19 protein-coding genes are annotated in these 19,658 nt (G+C 32.9%); 3 read left to right on the top strand and 16 right to left on the bottom strand.

Annotation, left to right across the window (positions count from 1 at the left end; all coding sequences use genetic code 11):
• Nucleotides 1-60: 60 nt before the first annotated feature.
• From coaE to C8N41_RS12875, 12 genes are all read right to left on the bottom strand, one after another.
• Nucleotides 61-651: a dephospho-CoA kinase gene (coaE, locus tag C8N41_RS12930; RefSeq protein ID WP_115839582.1), complete on the bottom strand. Its 591-nt coding sequence runs from the start codon at nt 649-651 to the stop codon at nt 61-63.
• 1 nt (nt 652) lies between these two features.
• Complete coding sequence (locus C8N41_RS12925) at nt 653-1,615, bottom strand: YbbR-like domain-containing protein (RefSeq protein WP_115839581.1); 963 nt, start codon at nt 1,613-1,615, stop codon at nt 653-655.
• Between the two features lie 7 nt (nt 1,616-1,622).
• Nucleotides 1,623-2,624, bottom strand: a complete 1,002-nt coding sequence (locus C8N41_RS12920) for a glycosyltransferase (protein WP_115839580.1) — start codon at nt 2,622-2,624, stop codon at nt 1,623-1,625.
• A 160-nt stretch (nt 2,625-2,784) separates the two neighbouring features.
• Nucleotides 2,785-5,436, bottom strand: coding sequence for a T9SS type A sorting domain-containing protein (locus tag C8N41_RS12915; protein WP_115839579.1), 2,652 nt, complete (start codon nt 5,434-5,436; stop codon nt 2,785-2,787).
• Between the two features lie 237 nt (nt 5,437-5,673).
• Nucleotides 5,674-6,492 (bottom strand): enoyl-ACP reductase FabI, encoded by an 819-nt coding sequence (locus C8N41_RS12910; protein ID WP_092443421.1) that lies wholly within the window; start codon nt 6,490-6,492, stop codon nt 5,674-5,676.
• Between the two features lie 93 nt (nt 6,493-6,585).
• On the bottom strand, nt 6,586-8,238 hold the full coding sequence (gene recN / locus C8N41_RS12905) for a DNA repair protein RecN (protein ID WP_115839578.1): 1,653 nt from the start codon (nt 8,236-8,238) through the stop codon (nt 6,586-6,588).
• Nucleotides 8,239-8,365: 127 nt separating this feature from the next.
• Entirely contained in the window at nt 8,366-9,256 is an 891-nt protein-coding gene (gene porD / locus C8N41_RS12900) for a type IX secretion system protein PorD (RefSeq protein ID WP_115839577.1), read from the bottom strand.
• Nucleotides 9,249-10,460: a bifunctional phosphopantothenoylcysteine decarboxylase/phosphopantothenate--cysteine ligase CoaBC gene (gene coaBC / locus C8N41_RS12895; RefSeq protein ID WP_115839576.1), complete on the bottom strand. Its 1,212-nt coding sequence runs from the start codon at nt 10,458-10,460 to the stop codon at nt 9,249-9,251. The genes porD and coaBC overlap by 8 nt, the downstream gene beginning before the upstream one ends.
• Before the next feature lie 14 nt (nt 10,461-10,474).
• Complete coding sequence (locus C8N41_RS12890) at nt 10,475-10,801, bottom strand: DNA-directed RNA polymerase subunit omega (RefSeq protein ID WP_092443428.1); 327 nt, start codon at nt 10,799-10,801, stop codon at nt 10,475-10,477.
• Between the two features lie 11 nt (nt 10,802-10,812).
• On the bottom strand, nt 10,813-11,613 hold the full coding sequence (locus C8N41_RS12885; protein WP_249033280.1) for an outer membrane protein assembly factor BamD: 801 nt from the start codon (nt 11,611-11,613) through the stop codon (nt 10,813-10,815).
• Nucleotides 11,614-11,721: 108 nt separating this feature from the next.
• Nucleotides 11,722-12,606 carry a 4-hydroxy-tetrahydrodipicolinate synthase gene (gene dapA, locus C8N41_RS12880; protein ID WP_115839574.1) on the bottom strand — a complete coding sequence of 295 codons (885 nt, stop codon included), beginning with the start codon at nt 12,604-12,606 and terminating at the stop codon, nt 11,722-11,724.
• Nucleotides 12,606-13,124, bottom strand: a complete 519-nt coding sequence (locus tag C8N41_RS12875) for a DUF6913 domain-containing protein (protein WP_115839573.1) — start codon at nt 13,122-13,124, stop codon at nt 12,606-12,608. The genes dapA and C8N41_RS12875 overlap by 1 nt, the downstream gene beginning before the upstream one ends.
• Before the next feature lie 71 nt (nt 13,125-13,195).
• Between C8N41_RS12875 and C8N41_RS12870 the strand changes: the two genes are divergently transcribed.
• The gene (locus C8N41_RS12870) at nt 13,196-13,954 is read left to right on the top strand and encodes a 5'-nucleotidase C-terminal domain-containing protein (RefSeq protein WP_092447687.1); all 759 of its coding nucleotides are present in this window, start codon (nt 13,196-13,198) and stop codon (nt 13,952-13,954) included.
• Between the two features lie 3 nt (nt 13,955-13,957).
• Nucleotides 13,958-14,872 (top strand): bifunctional metallophosphatase/5'-nucleotidase, encoded by a 915-nt coding sequence (locus C8N41_RS12865; protein WP_092443437.1) that lies wholly within the window; start codon nt 13,958-13,960, stop codon nt 14,870-14,872.
• Nucleotides 14,873-14,896: 24 nt separating this feature from the next.
• Here the strand turns inward: C8N41_RS12865 and C8N41_RS12860 are convergent, their stop codons facing one another.
• The 4 genes from C8N41_RS12860 to C8N41_RS12845 all read right to left on the bottom strand — a co-directional run bounded on the left by C8N41_RS12860 (nt 14,897) and on the right by C8N41_RS12845 (nt 19,139).
• Nucleotides 14,897-15,649, bottom strand: a complete 753-nt coding sequence (locus tag C8N41_RS12860) for a hypothetical protein (protein WP_115839572.1) — start codon at nt 15,647-15,649, stop codon at nt 14,897-14,899.
• Nucleotides 15,650-15,750: 101 nt separating this feature from the next.
• Nucleotides 15,751-17,745: an NAD-dependent DNA ligase LigA gene (ligA, locus tag C8N41_RS12855; RefSeq protein ID WP_115839571.1), complete on the bottom strand. Its 1,995-nt coding sequence runs from the start codon at nt 17,743-17,745 to the stop codon at nt 15,751-15,753.
• A 26-nt stretch (nt 17,746-17,771) separates the two neighbouring features.
• Nucleotides 17,772-18,644 (bottom strand): peptide chain release factor N(5)-glutamine methyltransferase, encoded by an 873-nt coding sequence (prmC, locus tag C8N41_RS12850; RefSeq protein ID WP_115839570.1) that lies wholly within the window; start codon nt 18,642-18,644, stop codon nt 17,772-17,774.
• Nucleotides 18,645-18,647: 3 nt separating this feature from the next.
• A complete protein-coding gene (locus C8N41_RS12845) occupies nt 18,648-19,139 on the bottom strand; it encodes a GNAT family N-acetyltransferase (protein ID WP_115839569.1) in 492 nt (163 codons plus the stop codon).
• Nucleotides 19,140-19,188: 49 nt separating this feature from the next.
• Here C8N41_RS12845 and C8N41_RS12840 point away from each other — a divergent pair, with 49 nt between their 5' ends.
• Nucleotides 19,189-19,647, top strand: a complete 459-nt coding sequence (locus C8N41_RS12840; protein ID WP_115839568.1) for a hypothetical protein — start codon at nt 19,189-19,191, stop codon at nt 19,645-19,647.
• The last annotated feature ends 11 nt before the right edge of the window (nt 19,648-19,658 follow it).

The raw sequence follows: 19,658 nt of genomic DNA, 5'->3' as shown, positions 1-19,658 counted from the left end.
ACATTTTAACATTTAGTATAAATTAGGTTTAACCTAACGTTAACAAATGAAGTTAAATTATTAGTGATTTAATATTTTAAGTAGATTATTATGAATATTCTTCGCTTGTTCCTTAGCTTCTTGTAGATTATTATTAACTATCACAAAATCAGATTTTTCTATTTTTTTTGCATCAGACCATTGATTTTTTATCACAGCCTCTACTTTTTCTTTAGATACATTATCGCGTTCCATAACCCGTTGTATGCGTCGCTCTTTGTCGGCAACTACAGTGATAATATAATCGTATTGGTTTTGAAGGTTATTCTCAAAAATAATAGCAACTTCTTTTATAACGTAATCTGCATCTTGCTGTTTAAGCCATCGTTTAAAATGTGAAGCGACTTTAGGATGAACAATGGCATTCATTTTTGCAAGTAACGTCTTATCATTAAAGATCTTTGAAGCTAAATAAGGTCTATTTAAAGTCTGATCTATATAAGCTTTTTCACCAAAGAGTTGTATGAGCTTTCGTCGTATCACTTTAGAACGATTCATTAAGGCTTTAGCTTCCGTATCGGCTATATATACAGGGACACCATAAGACTTAAAGCACTCTAAAATTGTAGATTTACCACTACCAATACCACCTGTTAATCCTACTACTACCATATTATAATTCTATAAAATCTATTTGTTTTTGCTTGATACTAACATGCTTTACAAAATCTGGCTTTTTTGTGACCTTAGGTAGCAAAAATGTCTGATTAGCTTCTAATTCCGAAAAATCACATTCTACTTTAAAATCTAAAGTTTCTATATTATTATAATTCTCCAAGTCTACATAATATGAAAGCGTAACCGTTTTAGGAAAGTAATTAATTATCACATTTTTTGGTTTATGAGTTATAATAATTGGAACTTCTATGGTACCTTCTGTGAAACGTACGACTTCGCCTTTGACTTCAATCGCTTTAGGTAAAACCTCAATATTCTTATATTTAGAAATATCTAGTCTTACAATATTATTTAGGTCACTTTTTAGGTCATTTAGAGATAACGTTTCTGTAGATACTGAAGACATGGTATCTACTACCTCTTGAGAACCCACCACTTTAACACTATCGATATTTAATTGGTAATTGCCTTTTAAATCATATCCTACTGCATAATTAATAGCACTTTTAAAGTGTACTGGAACAAATTTTGATGCTCTTTTAGAATATCCGATTAAAAGAGTATCTGGCATCAAAGAAATCACATCGTACGCGCTACCCAACTGAGCTTCTATTAAGTACTTGTGTTTACTTACATCAAAAATAAAATGCAGAGGTTTTGTTGTCACCTCACTTTTAGCATTAATGTCTAATACTTTTGAATTATCGAATAAAAATGGCATCAAAGCAAATCCTTTAGCCTCTACATACGCTTGAATATAATTTGTTGAATCGTTTTTTAATAAGATTTCGTCATCAACATTGACCAAATTTACTTTTAATTTAAGGGTTTGCTTATAATCATTAGAAAGTTTAGAAAAAATTAAAAACACAAATGCGATTATAAAGAATAAAATAAACAGCTTAACGTTTTTCTTCTTTAAATGATCTAGTATGTTTAAACGCTTCTTTTGATCCATTTTAAATTTAAAAAAATAGTTCTGGAAATGCCTCTTTAGGATCTCTTCCTAAGATAAGTAAATTAAATGTCGATTTCAAAAAACCATAACCATATCCAAAAAATTGAATACCTATTGCCCATAATGCCTGCACTGCAACAGCAAGATTTCGATTAGTTATTAAAGCTAAGATAAAAGCTAAAGCAAAATAAAATCCGTACACATATAAAAGTAAATTAATTTGAAAAATTGCTAAAAGTATTGAAACAATGCAACCCAAGCTAAATACTGTAGGAAACCAATAGACTATACTTTTGGAGTCTGGGTGCCATTGGTTAAGAATTGGTCTTACCATTCCAAATCTATAGACTTGCTTATAAAATTTAGACCACGATATACGCCGTTTGTGATAAACAAAAGCCGATTCAATTAATGTGGTTTTAAAACCTAATTGATGTAATCGTAAAGATAAATCTGGATCTTCACCTGGATGAATTTTTCCGAAACCACTAGAAGCTAAAAACGCTTTTTTAGACAAACCCATATTAAAACTTCGCGGTTGAAAATTTTCGACTTGTTGTTTTCCTCCTCGTATACCTCCTGTGGTAATAAAAGACGTCATGGCAAAATTAATGGCTTTTTGAAGATTAGAAAATGAACTATGAGCTGCATCCGGACCACCAAAACAATCGTAATAAGATGTGTTTAAAAATGTCTCTACGGCTGTTAAATAATTTGGTGGCAACAGTACATCGGAATCTAAAATAATAAAATAGTTACCATTAGCTTTCTGCATGCCAAAATTCCGAGAATCACCCGGACCAGTATTAGGTTTTGAATAATACGAAATATTCAATTGCGTTTCATAATCTTTAATAACGGTCTCTGACGTATCATTAGAACCGTCTTCAACAATTACAATTTCATAGACATATTGCCCTTTAAGGTTTAAAAAGCTTTCTAGTAACTCTCTAATCTCGTTAGGTCTATTAAATACTGGAATAATAAATGAGAAATCAATCGTCTTCATAAGCTACAAAGGTATACAAACCAAACACAATTTTTAACAGTTGCCATAGCTTAAAATCCATAACGTAAATTAGGAAAATTTCATCTAAAATTATATGATCATTTAAACACAAAAAAGCCGCTAATTTAGCGGCTTTTTCAAAACTATAACATAACTAAGCCTATTGCTTAATCACTCGTATTGTTTTCGTCACATTTGCAATAGTAACTTTTACAAAGTAAGTTCCTGTTTGCAAGTTAGACATATCTAAATCACTATCAACAGTATTAGGAGTCGCTCTTAATACTTCTTGACCTAGCATATTATACATTGTTACTTGCTCAATTGTATTTTGAGCATTTAACGATAATGTGTTTTTAACTGGGTTTGGATAATATGTGAATGCTGCTTCTGTTTCAAAATTGTTTACGCTTAATGCTTCATCTGGAGACCAAATTTTTAAATCAAAGGTTCTGTCTACTGTAGAGCCAGTACCATATTGGAATATTCTAGTGTAATAAGTTTCTCCCACTGTTAAACCCGAGGCCTCAATTATTTCAGTTGTTCCACTATCAGAACAATCAACAACCGTTAAAGCTCCACAAGTTCCAGAATACAACACCGCGACACCATCAAAACCAGTACTTAATTCATAGGCTATATTAACATTTTCAGTTAATGCTTCAAATGAATACCACACATCGTCGTTAGCTGTTCCCGTCCAAGTTCCACAAGATTCAGCTTCCAAACCAGAAGCCGTAGCACCTAATATTGAACCAGGTGTTGCTGTCGCGCTTGCTTCATCTGCAATTTCAGTTTCTTGAGTTATTGATATAGAATTAGCACAATCATTATTTGCTGGTGGACATGCTATCTGAGTTAAGACATCACTCTCTAGTGTACAAGTTGCGTCATTGTCGTCAGTTATCGTAATTACCACATCTGTTTCATTCACATAAGGGCCAAAAGTTAAAGTTGTCGCTTCCGTCGCTACTTGAGCATCACTACCTTGGTCATCAGTTACTGTAATATTACTAGCTGTTCCCATATCTGTAATATCTACTTCTATGTTAAACCCACCACTAACGTCACAATCACTAACTACACTATATGTAGCAGTTGCATTAGTACATGAGTTTTCAGTAATATCTAAAGTATAACCAAAAGAATCTGGTGAAGCCCAAATAGAAACTACGATATAATAAGTTGTGCCATTTAAAACATCTATATTTTCAATAACCCTGTCAGTACTCCCAGTATTACCAGAAAAAGCCACACAAGTAGCTTCCTCATCTGTAGGACAGCTATCTAAAACGTGAATTGCAGTCCAACTTTCTGTTAAATTAGAAAGCTCAAAATTAATATTTTTATCTTCAGAAGGTGTGTACGTATACACAACATCGTTTCCACTTAAATAATAAGAATTACATGAACTATCTCCATTACCAAAAGCATTAGAATAATTTATAGTATCGTCTGTTGTATTATATGGTAACGTTCCAATAACAATAGGATTCGCACAATCATCACCAGGAACAGACAAGCGCTCTGAAACCGTTAACACGCCTGAAATATTAGTTGTACCATCCCAAACGCCACCATTAGAACCGTCTGCTAAAATTCCACCATACATATAAGGACCTTCATTTAATGAAAAGCGACTTGCATAATAATATGTTCCTTCTTCTAAACCAAGACTTTGCATGTTAAATAGGTACTCATCATTGTTTCCATTTTCACCAAAAAATGTGGCAATTTCCCAAGTCCAATCTTCCGAAGAAGGGTCTGTATCTGTATCACTGTAACCAATCCAAACTTCTATACCTGCTGCTGCCTCTCCAACTGTGGTGTCAGTTAAACCTGCTTCATAAGCCTGAGCATAAACCATTTGATCTTCCGTTTCATTTTCAGGAAACGCTAGAGTTGCAGGCCATTGTAAATTATAGTAATCTAACGTCGTTGTTGCCGTTGGACAAAAATCTAAAACTGAGTCTAACATTACATCACATACATCGTTGTTTTCATTTTCGAGTGTTAATACTACTGGAGTTCCTATTGGAAATGGACCAACGGTCACTTCTCCTGTTTCAGTCACCATTGAAGAAGCAACTCCTGCATCGTTAGTGATTTCAAGATTTGTAGAATCGCCTAAATCGGTAACGTCTACTAAAATTGAAAATTGTGAATTATCACAATCATCTACAGATATCACAGTTGCAGCTGCAGGAGAACATAACGAAGTGATACCATCAATTATTACGGTAGGCACATAATTAGCCGTTCCATTTGCAGTTTCAGGATCTGATATTGTTATTGGATTATCATCATTTCTATAATATATACTTCTAGCTTCTAAAGTTGCAGTATTCCAAAAATCGGATCCAGAACTGTCATAACCATCACCATTTTCACGAAAGGCTATTACAATATTGTCCGTTCCATTGTATGCAAATGGAGTATCTAAGGTTAATGTAACCCAACCTGCTTCTGTTACCGGAATACCACCTGCGTAGGACTCTGTTAATGTTGTAACGTCGATCCAATCATCCGTATCTGAAAAGGAAGTTTTTGAAGTATGCCCAACATAAATTGTTAAATCTTGACTATTATCTATAGAACCTGTTCCACTAAAATAATATTGAAGACTCGTTATTGTACCAGCTCCTGAGTTCAATTCATTAGCCAAATAAATACTTTGAGTATAAGAATAACCAAAATATGGATCAATTGGCATGGCTTGAAATTGATTTTCCCCATCTCCTACTTGGATCTGTGCTGTTGTTTGCCATGTCAATGCAACACACATTAAAAATAATAATGTAATTTTCTTCATAAAAATATATTTAAGTTAGTAATTCTTTAAAAATATGTTAAATCTTTAAAACATTACTAGCTTTAACTTTCAAATCGTTTAAATGTCGAAAATACCGACAAAAAACACAACCTATCGTTACCTTAACTCTTTAGTCTAAAAATTAAACCTAAGTTTTCAAAATTCATGAAATTCTAAAACAAAAAAACCGTTATGTGTTGAACATAACGGCTAAGATTATCTTAATTATGGAGTGTTTTATTGATTTTCAACAAAAGCGTCCATAACGGCATCACTCACTCCCATATTACTAAAGCCACCATCGTTATACAAGTTCTGTAAAGTGACACGTTTAGTAAGGTCACTAAACAATGTAACAGTGTAATTTGCACAATCCATTGCTGTAGCATTTCCTAGAGGAGACATTTTATCTGAGTAAGCGATAAAACCATCAAAGCCTTTAACACCCGATCCTGCTGTCGTTGGTGTTGGCGATTGCGAGATGGTATTCACACGGACTTTTTTGTCTCTACCAAAGAAATAACCAAAGCTACGTGCCACACTTTCTAAATAAGCTTTGTTATCTGCCATATCGTTATAATCCGGAAATACACGTTGTGCTGCCATATAGGTTAAAGCGACAATACTTCCCCATTCATTCATGGCATCTGCTTTATAGAGGGTTTGCATTACTTTATGAAATGACATTGCAGAAACATCAGTTCCTTTTTGTGTCCATGCATAATTTTGATCTGTATAGTGTTTTCCTTTTCTAACGTTAATTGACATACCAATAGAATGTAAAACAAAATCTATTTTACCACCTAATATCTCCATAGACTGCTCCACTAAATTTTGTAAATCTTCTTCTGAAGTCGCATCTGCAGGAATAATTTGAGATCCTGTCTGTTCTGCCAATGCATCAATTTGCCCCATACGGATAGAAACTGGAGCGTTGGTTAATACAAACGTTCCTCCTTCTTCGTGTACGCGCAACGCCGTTTTCCACGCAATAGAATTCTCATCTAAAGCACCAAATATGATTCCCTTTTTTCCTTTTAGTAAATTGTATGACATATGTTTTTGGTATTAGTTGTTTATTGTAAATGATGTTTAAATACGGCTTAATATTAGCATAGCCGTAATCTTACGAAAATATATTTCCAGTTATTAATTTAAAAGTTGTTTGGCATGAGCCATAGCAGAATCTGTAATAGTTAATCCACCTAGCATCTGAGCAATTTCTACAATACGTTCGTCTCCATTTAATTTTTTGAGTTGTGTATGTGTGGCATCTTCAATATCTGTTTTAAATACCTTAAAATGTGCATTCCCTTTAGCTGCTATTTGAGGTAAATGCGTAATTGTAAATACTTGCATTTTTAGGCTCATTTGCTTCATTATTTCACCCATTTTATTAGAAATCTCTCCTGAAACTCCTGTGTCAATTTCATCAAACATAATGGATGGTAGTTGAATATATTCTGCCAAAATCGATTTTATAGCTAAAATAATACGCGACAATTCTCCTCCCGAAGCAGATTTTTTTAGCTCATTAAAACTAGATCCTTTATTAGCCATAAATAAAAACTGCAAATTATCTTTACCGTTTTTCAATAACCGATCTGTAGACTCTAATTCAACTTTAAATTTAGCATTTGGCATACCTAAATCGGATAAAATCGATTCTAATTTCGAAACGAAAACAGGTATAACTTTCTTTCTTTTCTTATGAATTTTTAAAGCTATCTGATTTAGTTTGTCGTTAACTTTTAAAACCTCCTGTTCCTTATTGTTTATCGACTGGTCTAAACTTTCAGTATTGTCTATCTTTAATTTTAAATCATTTTTTATTGCAATTAACTCTTCAATATCAGAAACCGAATGCTTTTGAAATAAATTATTTATAATTTGAAGTTTACCGTTAATACGATTTAGCTCTTCTGGATCTGTAATTAAATTCTCCTCAAGATTATCAATTTCAATTAAAACATCATCTAATTCTATTCCCACACTAATAATACGTTCTTTTAACGTTTCATAAGATGTTCCAAAGCTTGAAATTTTAGACATGGCTTGTTTTACCGCATTCACCTGATCTATTACACCCAAATCTTCCGCGGCCAATAGGGCTTTGGCGGCACTTAGATGCTCACCGATAACCTCAACATTATTAAGTTCTTCGTATTGCGTTTCTAAATCTTGAAGATTAATATTCTCTAAATTAATTTCGTTTAATTCTTTAGATAAAAAGAGATTATAATCGTACTCCTTTATCAAGTCTGCTTTAGAAGCCTGTAATTCCTTTAAACTTTTTTGAAGCGATTTATAAGTCGCTAATTGGTTAGAAAAATCTTCTAAATTCGATTTATTATCAGCCAAAGCATCAATGACCTTAAACTGGTAATCGTCTTGGGTTAATTGTTGTGTTTGATGCTGAGAATGAATATCAATGAGGTAACTACTTAATGCTACTAAACTCTCTAAAGTTACTGGAGTATCATTTATAAAAGCTCTCGATTTTCCGGAAGGTAAAATTTCTCTTCTAATGATGGTTTGTAGATCATAATCCAAATCTAAGGTTGAAAAAAGAGATTTTAAATCGTAATTGGCAATATCGAAAACAGCCTCTATGATACATTTTTCGTTGGCATTTTTTACCTGGCTTAAATCTGCACGCTTCCCTAAAACTAAAGATAAACCTCCTAACAAGATAGATTTACCTGCTCCGGTTTCACCTGTAATAATAGTTAAACCATTATTAAATGAAACATTTAGCTCATCTATGAGTGCGTAATTTTTTATGTAAAGTGATGTTAACAAGCGCTTATAATTATGTATTACAAAATTAAGTTTTTAAGGCTAAGAACTCTAAAATAAAATTGAAAATCTATCTGCGGTATAAATAGCTTTGAGCGAAATGGCTAAGCGAAAAACAGTGTAGCAAAGTTTAGTACTTAATATTCCTCCACTTCTGAGAATGCATAGGTGCAATCCTATTTAAAATATCCGTTGCTTCTGTGATATTTACGCTTGGTCCTCCAGAAAGAACATCCATAATCTCATCTGCTTTAGCATCAAAAAACACACGCATCAAAAAAGAGTTTGGTCGTATTCTATGCACTTTTTGTAAATCGTTTAATGCGTTTATAATTTGAGATTTTCCTTCTTTAGTACTCTCATTCATAATATCCATACCACCAATATGATAGTTATACATGGCTACACGCAAATCTTTATATAATGGAGACATCATATTGTCAATTAAAGCAAATCGGGATTGTAATCCGTCTTCTAGTTTCCAACCTTGTCCATTGAGGTGTTGAGAGTAGCTTGCAATAGTCTGTGCTTGTTTGAAATATTCATCACCTCCATTGAGCGCAAAAGTATCTGCATCCATTCCTAAAATCATATAGACATGAAATGATAATACCGAAATTAAATTTGACTCAAATTGACCTTCGTTAAAAACCAAATTTTGAAATTCTAAATATTCAAAATTGAAATTCTTATCATTAAAATTATAAACAGGTGAACTATATGTAGAATTAAAAATTGGCCGAGAGGAAGACACTTGAATTGATGCACTAAACAAGTTATTACTTTGCTGTGAAACATTAATAACCATGCTGCAATTAATACGTTCTTGCGGTGCAAAATTCTTTCGTGTCCATTTAGTATTATTTACAAACTCTGTAAGTTGATTACCCAAAGTTTTATATATAACATCATTTTCGTTTCCTGTTTGCTGTGCAATGACATTTACAGTACAGTTTAACTCTTGCGAAAAACTTATGGATGTTGTTAGTAGAAAAACAAATATAAAATATAGGTTACGCATCGGTTTGTTTTAATATTAATTGCATTAAATCTTTAGCAACGTCTGCTTTCGATTTTAATTCATTTTCAATAATGTCGTTAGAAGACGTTATAAATGTAACTTTATTTGTCGATACACCAAAACCTGCTCCGTTATCTTGTAGTGAGTTAAGTACAATGAGATCTAAATTTTTAGAATTCAGCTTTCCTTTAGCATGCTCTAATTCATTGTTGGTTTCTAAAGCGAATCCGACTAAAAATTGATTCTTTTTAATAGCTCCGAGGGACTTTAAAATATCTTTAGTTTTTTCTAACTCAATAGTGAACGCTGATTCTTTCTTTTTTATTTTCTGAGTGGCCACATTTTTTGGTCGATAATCGGCTACAGCAGCTGAAAGAACAGCTATATCTACAGTATTAAAATGCTTATGAACTTCAGTATACATATCTTCTGCACTTATCACAGGTATTATAGAGATAAAGTTACTAGAAACCTTTTGATGCGTTGGACCCGTCACTAATATCACCTCAGCACCTAGGCTTGCAGCTGCTTTTGCAATCTCAAAGCCCATTTTACCACTAGAATGATTACCAATAAAACGAACAGGATCTATAGCTTCATAGGTTGGCCCAGCAGTAATCAGAACACGCTTACCTCTTAATGGTAGTTGACCTAAAATATCGTTCTCAACAAAAGTAACAATCTCTTCTGGTTCAGCCATGCGACCTTCACCAATTAAACCACTTGCAAGTTCGCCTGTTCCTGCCGGAATAAGCTTATTACCATACGCTATTAGTTTTTCAAATGATGTTTTAGTTGACTTGTGCCTATACATATCCAAGTCCATAGCTGGTGCAAAATATATAGGACATTTTGCAGAAAGATAGGTGGCTAAAAGCATGTTATCACAAACTCCATTTGCCATTTTAGCCATAGTATTTGCCGTGGCTGGAGCGATGACAAAAAGATCTGCCCAAAGCCCTAATTCTACATGATTATTCCAAATGCCGTTATCCTCGTCTTCATCCACAAAAGTAGAAAAGACCGGATTTTTTGATAAAGTAGAAAGTGTGAGTGGAGTAATAAACTCTTTAGAAGCAGGCGTCATAACGACTTTAACGTTAGCGCCTGCTTTAATGAATAATCTGACCAAATTGGCCGATTTATATGCGGCAATACCAGCAGTAATGCCCAATAAAATATTCTTATCCTTTAGAATAGACATCTAAGGCTTTTAGTTTATGGCTGAGGATCCTCAGTATTTCTGTGATAAATCTTGTTATCTAACCATTCTTTAACCGCTAAGGCATGTGGTTTTGGTAATTTTTCGTAAAATTTTGAAACTTCGATTTGTTCTTTGTTTTCAAAAATTTCTTCAAGACTATCATTGTAAGTTGCAAATTCTTCTAATTTGTCTATTAACTCACGTCTGATATCAGTGTTAATTTGCTCTGCACGTCTTGAAATAACTGAAATAGCCTCATAGATATTATCTGTAGCAGAATCAATTTCATTTCTATTGTAAGTAATTGTACTTACTGGCGCATCTGTCTTTTTTAAATCCATCGTTATAATGTTTAACTTTTAGTCGTAAACGTATTTAATTGTTCTTGTAATTCTTCATTCATTATCGAAGCAGCTTCCATATATTCTGAGTTAGGAAACGTTTTCTTTAAGGCATTATAATACCCAATAGCATCTTTAAGACGTTGTTCTTTTAAGTAATCTATACTTAAAACAGCTAAATTGTAAGCAGAATCAAATCTGTAATAAAATGCTTCACCTTTTAAAGTTGCCCCAGGAAACTCTAACATAAAGTTGTTAAACGCTTTTATAGACGCTTTATACTCTCTAATTAAGTTATACTGTTTAGCAATTTCAAACGCTTTTTTCTGTAGTTTAAAATCTAACTCTTTAACTAGTGTATTAGCTTCACTTAAATAAGTAGACTCAGGATATTCATTCACAAAAAGTTGTAATTTCTCAATTGCTTCAATCGTTTCTTTCTGATCTTTAGAATACACCGGAGAATTATGATAGTAACCTTTTGCTGCTAAAAAAGAGGCTTCTTCCACTTTTTCACTTTGCGGATACATGTCTGTAAATTTATCAAAGTGAAAGCTTGCAATATAATAGTCCTCTAATTGATAAGAACACATAGCATGCATAAATGTTATTTTTTCGGCTTGTGGCTTTCCTCTAAACTGCTGAAGGATTTGATCCAACAATCTATAAGATTTATTCCACTTTTCAGCTTCATATAATTCGGTTGCCATTTCAAATTTCTTCGCAGTGTCTTCAGATTTTAAGGTTTTCTGAAAATCACTACAAGAAATAAATAAGATACTAATTAGTAGTATGTAAAGTCCTCTCTTCATAAATTTTAAACAGAATGCAAAAGTAAGCATTATTAACGGATTTAAAAAACAATTATTATCTGCTAAATTAAGTGTTGTTTCTAGGTAGAAAACCTATTTATATAAAGTTTAACTTTTTCCTAGAATTTTTAGTTCAGATTTAATCCTTACTTTTAATTGATCCGTAGCCTCAACAAGTGGCAATCTCACATGTGATTCTGAAATATTTAAAGCACTCAAAACAGCTTTTATACCTGAAGGGTTATTTTCAGAAAAAATGAGTCCTGTGATTGGCATGAGTTTAAAATGAATATCATACGCTTCTTTGGCTTTACCCGCTATCCCTAAACGAATCATTTCAGAAAACGCTTTTGGCAAAGCTTGCCCTATCACTGAAATTACTCCTGAACCACCAGCCAAGGCCACCCCTAAGGCTAAATCGTCATCACCAGATAAAACTAAAAAGTCCTCTGGCTTAGTTCTTAGTAACTCTAAATACTGATGCACATTATTTCCAGCTTCTTTTACTGCAACAATATTCTCACAATCTTTGGCTAACCGCAAGGTTGTAGCAGGCGACATATTAGATGATGTTCTACCAGGAACATTATACAATATAATAGGTTTTGGTGCAACTTCGGAAATCGCTTTAAAGTGCTGATAAATGCCTTCTTGTGTTGGTTTACTATAATATGGTGATACAGATAAAATACCGTCAATTTCTGAAAAATCCGTTGCTTTGATCTCGTCTATAACCGTAGCTGTGTTATTTCCACCAATTCCTAAAACTAACGGTAATCTACCTTTATTAACTTTAATAATAAATGCTGTTAATTCCTTTTTCTCCTCTGCAGTTACAGTTACACTTTCTCCAGTGGTACCACTTATTACTAAATAATCCGTTCCGTTAGTGATGTTGTATTCTACCAAACGCTCTAACGCATCAAAATCAATGGTTAAATCTGCGTTAAATGGTGTAATTAATGCCACACCTGTGCCTATAAATTTGGTCATTATAATTTGTTTAAAATATTTAAGTATTTTTTTAATTCTTGTTTAAAAATATTGATATCCTTTAATTCGACATCAATAATTAGGTCATATAAACGCTCGTCAAATCTAGATATTCCAACTTTAAAATTTGCTTTAGAAGCTGCTGTAATGACATTTAAAGGCAATTCGTCATTTTTAAAGAAACAAATCAACATGTCATAAGGTTCATCAATAAAAGCTTGTAAATCTGGATTTTTTATTGCTCCTTTCCATCCAAAATCTTTTGGACTAAAATGCGTATTCCATTTATTGTGTTCTAATTTATCATCTACAGTAAATGCTACAATTTTGTGCTTTGGTGAGGTTAAATTCAATTCTTTAAAATACACTCTAAACACCTCAAATTCATGAAATTCGCTTGTATTAAGTAATACTGCAATTGTCTTTACCTTGTTATTGTTAACAATAGGTTGACGTGTTGCTAACAAATTATTGACATATTTTCGATTAGATTTTTCTTTAAATGCTTTTAAAATCATTTACCTTTAGCCTTTGTGCAAATTTAACAAAAGCACTAACATTTTATTACAAACTTCTTATAAGTTATTCAATGACTATTAAACATATTTTAAAACTCTGCGTTTTGTTGCTCATTTTCTCATGCGCATCATCACATATTTCTAAAATTGAAGGTAAACGGATTGATATCGATAACAGCCTTAAACCTCAACAAGAGATTGAAAATTTTATAGCTCCTTATAGAGCACATATTAATAAAAATATGGATAGCATAATTTCTTATGCACCGCAAACTTATACCAAATCTGATGGCTCGTACAATACCGCTATCGGAAATTTAATGGCTGATGCTGTTTTTAGCGAGAGTAATCCTGTGTTTCATCAACGTACTCAACAAAATATTGATTTTGCAATTCTTAACCATGGAGGTATTCGTTCTATTATATCAAAAGGAAATATTACTATTAGAACAGCTTTTGAAGTTATGCCTTTTGAAAACTCAGTGGTCGTTGTGGCTCTAAAAGGAACGCAAATCCAAGATATGATGACCTATTTATCTAAAGCCAAACGTGCACATCCTGTATCGCACCAATTGCAATTAATACTTGACAAAAACTCAAATATTAAAACAGCAACAGTACATGGAAAACCTATAGACGACAACAAAATATATTATGTTGCTACCAACGATTACTTATATAGTGGTGGAGATGGAATGACCTTTTTTCATCCAAATGAAGGTTTATATGTATTAAATTATAAAATTAGGGATGTTCTTATTGATAATTTTAAAAAGAAAGACACCTTAAACCCAATAAGAGATAGACGTTTTATAAAACTAGAAGACTAAATTATGAAAAGAAGACATTTTATTCAAAAATCTACAGCTGCTACGGTTTTGGCTGGTGTTGGCGGTTTAAGCCTACAATCTTTTAGTCCATCTAAGACAAAAAAAATAACCATTTTACATACCAATGATGTTCACAGTCATATTGATCCTTTTGGACCCGAAGATGGCAGAAACGCGAATAAAGGAGGTGTAGCTAGGCGTGCTACCTTAGTGGAATCTATTAGAAAAGAAAATCCAAATACGCTATTATTAGATGCTGGTGACATCTTTCAAGGTACTCCATATTTCAACTATTATGGTGGCGAATTAGAGTTTAAATTAATGAGCATGCTAAAATATGATGTTGCCACTATTGGTAATCACGATTTTGATAACGGCATCGATGGACTATATGCTCAAATTCCACATGCTGATTTTGAATTTGTTTCCGCTAATTACGATTTTACCAATACGGTAATGGACACACATGTTAAGCCTTATAAAATTATTATTAAAGACGGTATTAAAATTGGCATATTTGGTTTAGGAATTCAATTGGATGGCCTAGTGAATAAAGAGATGTATAAAGAAACCGTGTATCACAATCCTATTGAAATTGCACAAGACATGTCGCGCATATTAAAGGAAGAGCAGTCTTGCGACTTGGTTATTTGCTTATCTCATTTGGGCTATAATTATAAAAATAATCCTAATAAAGTCAGTGACATTACCGTAGCAAGAGCAACAAAAGATATTGATTTAATTATAGGAGGACACACACATACATTTCTACCTAAACCAACAATTGAAAAAAATAGCGTAGGTAAAAACGTACTAGTTAACCAAGTAGGGTGCTTTGGTTTATATCTTGGTAAAATTGATTTCTATTTTCAACCAGGAAAAGAAGTCAGTTCAGATGGAACCTCAATTATAGTGTAAAGAACGCTAATAGAATGTTTTTTTTTAAGGCAAAGAGGATTTAGCTTCCATAGGGTCTTCCGTATAAACTGGTATCGGTTCACTCACCCTATGCTGTGACTGTAAATAATAGAAGATAAAGGCAACAACTAAGAAGAAAGAGTAAATATAGCCTAAATTTGCATCGCTTAAAATATAGTAATATGCCAACTGTATAATCTCAGAAAAGACAATAAAAATAGAGCCTAGCAAAAACAGCATGGACTTATAATTATTTCTATACATATAATTAATAAGGGCAAAAGACAGCAAAGTCATAACCACGGCATTATAAGTAAACTCTAGAGCATATTCGTAATAAGTAAATGCACTTTCTGTAGTACTTGATATTAAGGTAACACAAAATACATCTAAAATCACCAAAATAACTACAGGAACAGTTAACTGTGCAAATACTGTTTTAAAGTTTAATTGTAAAAACATTTTTACTATTAGTAAGCTATACGAGATGATGCTAAGGATATTTCCTATATAATACGAGTAATCTAGTTCACCATCTTCTAATGGAGCTTGAAACCACGATAAATAACTAAGTATATGCGCTGATGTAAAAATAAATAAGAATGACACAAACAATCTCGACTTATGTTTAGTCCAACCGATATATAACCAAGTAAGTAGAATAAAGGATAACGCGCTCACGGCATCGCCTTCTTGCTCCATAGCAAAGCCTTGTAGTACGATATAAGTAATTCCTAAAAGCAGTAGCACTACTTTTAAAATTTTATTTACTAACATAATTCCCCCTTATTAATTGAAGCAAATATAAACATTTTTTCTACACTTTAACGAATTAATTATGCATTTTATCGACTTTTTAACTGTTTTAGCGTAAGAATTTACTTCAAAAACTCTAAAAAAGACATTTCCGATAGGATTTCAATATTTAAATTTTCTGCCTTTGTTCGCTTGCTTGGTCCCATTTTATCACCTGCAACTAGGTAACTTGTTTTAGAAGAAATAGATGACGACACTTTTCCTCCATTATCTTCAATTAATTTCTTAAGTTCATTTCTAGAAACAGTTTCAAATACACCTGAAACGACTATAGATAACCCTTTTAATTTATCCGTTTGATTGGCTAATTTCTCTGCAGAGATTTCTAATTGCACTCCAAAACGTCTTAAACGTTCTATAATTTGCTTATTCTCTTCCTTAGAGAAAAACTCTACAACACTCTGCGCAATACGCTCACCTATTTCATCAACCGTAACTAAATCTAATAAGGACGCATACATTAAGGCATCAATAGATTTATAATGTTTGGCTAATTTCTTAGCAACTGTTTCACCTACATAACGAATTCCTAAGGCAAAAAGTACACGCTCAAACGGAATTTGTTTAGAAGCTTCAATTCCATTGATAAGGTTAATAGCACTTTTTTCTGCCATTCGCTCTAACGGAATGACTTGTTCAACGGTTAATTCATATAAATCGGAATAATTATGAATTAAGCCTTCCTTAACTAACAATGCCACAGTTTCTCCTCCTAGTCCATCGATATCCATGGCTTTTCTAGAGATATAATGTTGAATTCTCCCAACCACTTGTGGTGGACAAGCGGTATAATTAGGACAGTAATGTTTTGCTTCGCCTTCTAATCTTATTAATTCCGTATCACATTCCGGACAATTAGTAATATACACTGTTGGCACAGAGTCTGCAGGACGCTTGTTTAAATCCACAGCAATTATCTTAGGAATAATTTCTCCTCCTTTTTCAACAAACACTTCATCCCCTACTCTAATATCTAATTTTTCAATCTGGTCTGCATTATGAAGTGATGCACGTTTTACCGTGGTTCCTGCTAATTGCACAGGCTCTAAATTAGCCACTGGTGTTATTGCGCCTGTTCTACCAACTTGATATGTAATTTCATTTAAACGTGTAGAAACCTGTTCAGCTTTAAACTTATAAGCCATAGCCCAACGTGGTGCTTTGGCTGTAAAACCTAATTCGTCTTGCTGATAGAGATTATTCACTTTAACCACAACACCATCGATTTCATAAGGTAAATTGTGTCTGTTTTTATCCCAATAGTCCACGTATTCTAAAACTTCATCAATAGAATTTACCAATTTAGCCTCTTGTGGCACTTTAAACCCCCAAGCTCTGGCTTTTTCTAAACCTTCGTATTGCGACGTGATATTTAGATTGTTTCCTACGATACTATATAATAGACATTCTAAAGGCCGTTTAGCGACTTCTGAACTATCCTGAAGCTTTAAACTTCCTGATGCTGTATTTCTTGGGTTTTTATAAGGCTCTTCATCGTTTTCAATGCGTTCTTCGTTCATTTTTAAGAAGCCTTCAATAGGTAGAACAATTTCGCCTCGTATATCAAAACGCTCAGGAAAATCACCTTTTAATTGTAATGGCACTGTATTTATGGTTTTAATATTTGAAGTGACCTCATCGCCTTGAACACCATCACCACGTGTGACTGCCCTTAATAAGGTCCCATTTTCGTAGGTTAAACTAATTGAGGCACCATCATATTTTAATTCGCAAGTATAATTAACATCTCCATCAACCATTTTTTTAATACGCGTTTCCCAATCCAACAAATCTTCTTTAGAATAGGAATTATCCAAAGAGTACATACGAGAATCATGAACTGTAGTTTTAAAGTTCTTAGTCACTGCTCCTCCTACACGTTGCGATGGCGAATTAGCATCAAAAAACTCAGGATGCTTTTCTTCTAAAGCTTGAAGTTCTTTTAATTTTATATCGAATTCGTAATCACTAATCGTTGCATCATCTAGAATGTAATAATTATAGTTGTGTTGACGTAACTCTTCTCTAAGTGATTCTATTTTTTGTTTTGTGTTCATATAATAAAGTATGTAAACAATTCTTTTTAAATTTTTGTTCCCTTCAACATCCTATCATTTCCGTTTAAGTCTTTCAATAACTCAATAGCTTCAAATTCAGCATCAACTAATAACTGCTTTGTTTCCTTTCCAAGATATTGATTAATTTCAAAATATAATTGCCCTTTTGGTTTTAAGTTTTTAACAGCGAATTCTGTTATGGCCTTGTAAAATATCAACGGATTATCATCCTCTACAAACAAAGCTAAATGTGGCTCGTTGTCTAAAACGTTGGGTTGAATTTCTTGTTTTTCTAGGTTCCTAACGTATGGAGGGTTGGACACAATGATATTAAAAGTGGATTCCGCATCAAGTGCGGAATGACAATTCTCGTCTAAAATATTGGCTTCTATAAATGTTATATCAACATTATTTAGTTCTGCATTTTGTTTGGCAACTTTTAAAGCTTCTTTTGAAATATCCAATGCATAAACTTCGGCGTTCGGTAAGTTTTTAGCTAAAGAAATTGATATACAACCAGAACCTGTACCAATATCTAAAATTTTAAGTTTAGAAACTTTATTCTGCTGAGAATGACCTCTAATTATTAAATCTACAAGCTCTTCCGTTTCTGGTCGTGGAATTAATACATTTTTATTCACTTTAAAAGGCAATCCAAAAAATTCGGTTCCACCTAGTAAATACTGAATTGGTTTTTGTTGTTTTAAATGTTCTAAGGCCTTAAAAAACGTTTCAGTTTCAGGCTTTGTAATAGCTAATTCTGGTTCTAAAGTCAATTGTATTCTTGCTATGTCTAAATAATGCTCTGTGCATAAATAGAAAAAACTATTCACTTCATGCTGACCATAAATAGCATCTAATTCGATATGAAATATATTTTGAAGTTCTTTTAAAACCATAACCTATAAATCTTTAAGCATCCAAACCGTGCACGAATAATGACCAGTATTCCCGAGTGGTTTATCAATAGATTTAAAACCTACTTTTCTGTACAATTTACGAGCATCATCCATATAAGGCAAGGTTTCTAAATAACATTGAGAAAAACCAGCTTGCTTGGCGAAATCAAGACATTTTTCCATCATTTCGCTTCCTAAACCTTTTCCTCTAGCTTGTGGCATAAAGTACATTTTTTGTAATTCGCAGATATTGCCTTCATAATTATCTAAAGGCGAAATTCCGGCGCCTCCAATGATAGCCTCACCATCTTCAACTACAAAATACGCTTTCTTTGGCGCGTCGTAGGTTTCCGTCATACAATCTAAAGCCGAATCTTCATAGGCTGTGCCCACTTTAGGCACTCCCATTTCTATTAAAACATTCCGAATTGCCTTCGCAATTTTAGGATTATCCTTAGCTTCAATTTCTCGAATAACAATAGTATCTTTACGCACTTAATAATTAGGTTTTAGCAATTTCAAAAATACGTATAAAAACAATTTTATGTTTAAAAGACTCATAATGTTTTCCCTAACTTTTACACTACTTTTTAACTGTGCTATTACTAAAAAGCCAGAATTTGTTAGGCTCGATAACGTTGAAATATTAGACTCTAGTTCTAAAGCTATTACATTAAAAGTAGATGCCTTATTCTTAAATAAAAACCATGTTGGTGGGACCTTAAAAACAGACGATTTTAAAGTTTACATCAATAACATTGAAGTTGCAAAAATTGTTTCAGATGAATTTGATGTTCCTAAACGAGAAAAATTTACAATCCCATTAACCGTTGCTGTGGATACCGAGAAACTTATTGACAAAAGTAGTTTAGGCGGTTTGCTTGGAAGTCTAATAGCTCAAAATTTAAAAGTCCATTATAAAGGTGATATTAAATATAAAATTATGGGTTACTCTTCTACATATACCGTTGATGAAATCCAAGATGTAAAAATTAAACTCTAGTTGACTACGCA

It is taken from the genome of Winogradskyella sediminis (assembly GCF_003387355.1).
In the GTDB taxonomy this organism is placed as follows: Bacteria; Bacteroidota; Bacteroidia; order Flavobacteriales; family Flavobacteriaceae; genus Winogradskyella; species Winogradskyella sediminis.
Note: the sequence above shows the minus strand (reverse complement) of the source record. Positions and strands in the feature narration are given on the sequence as shown.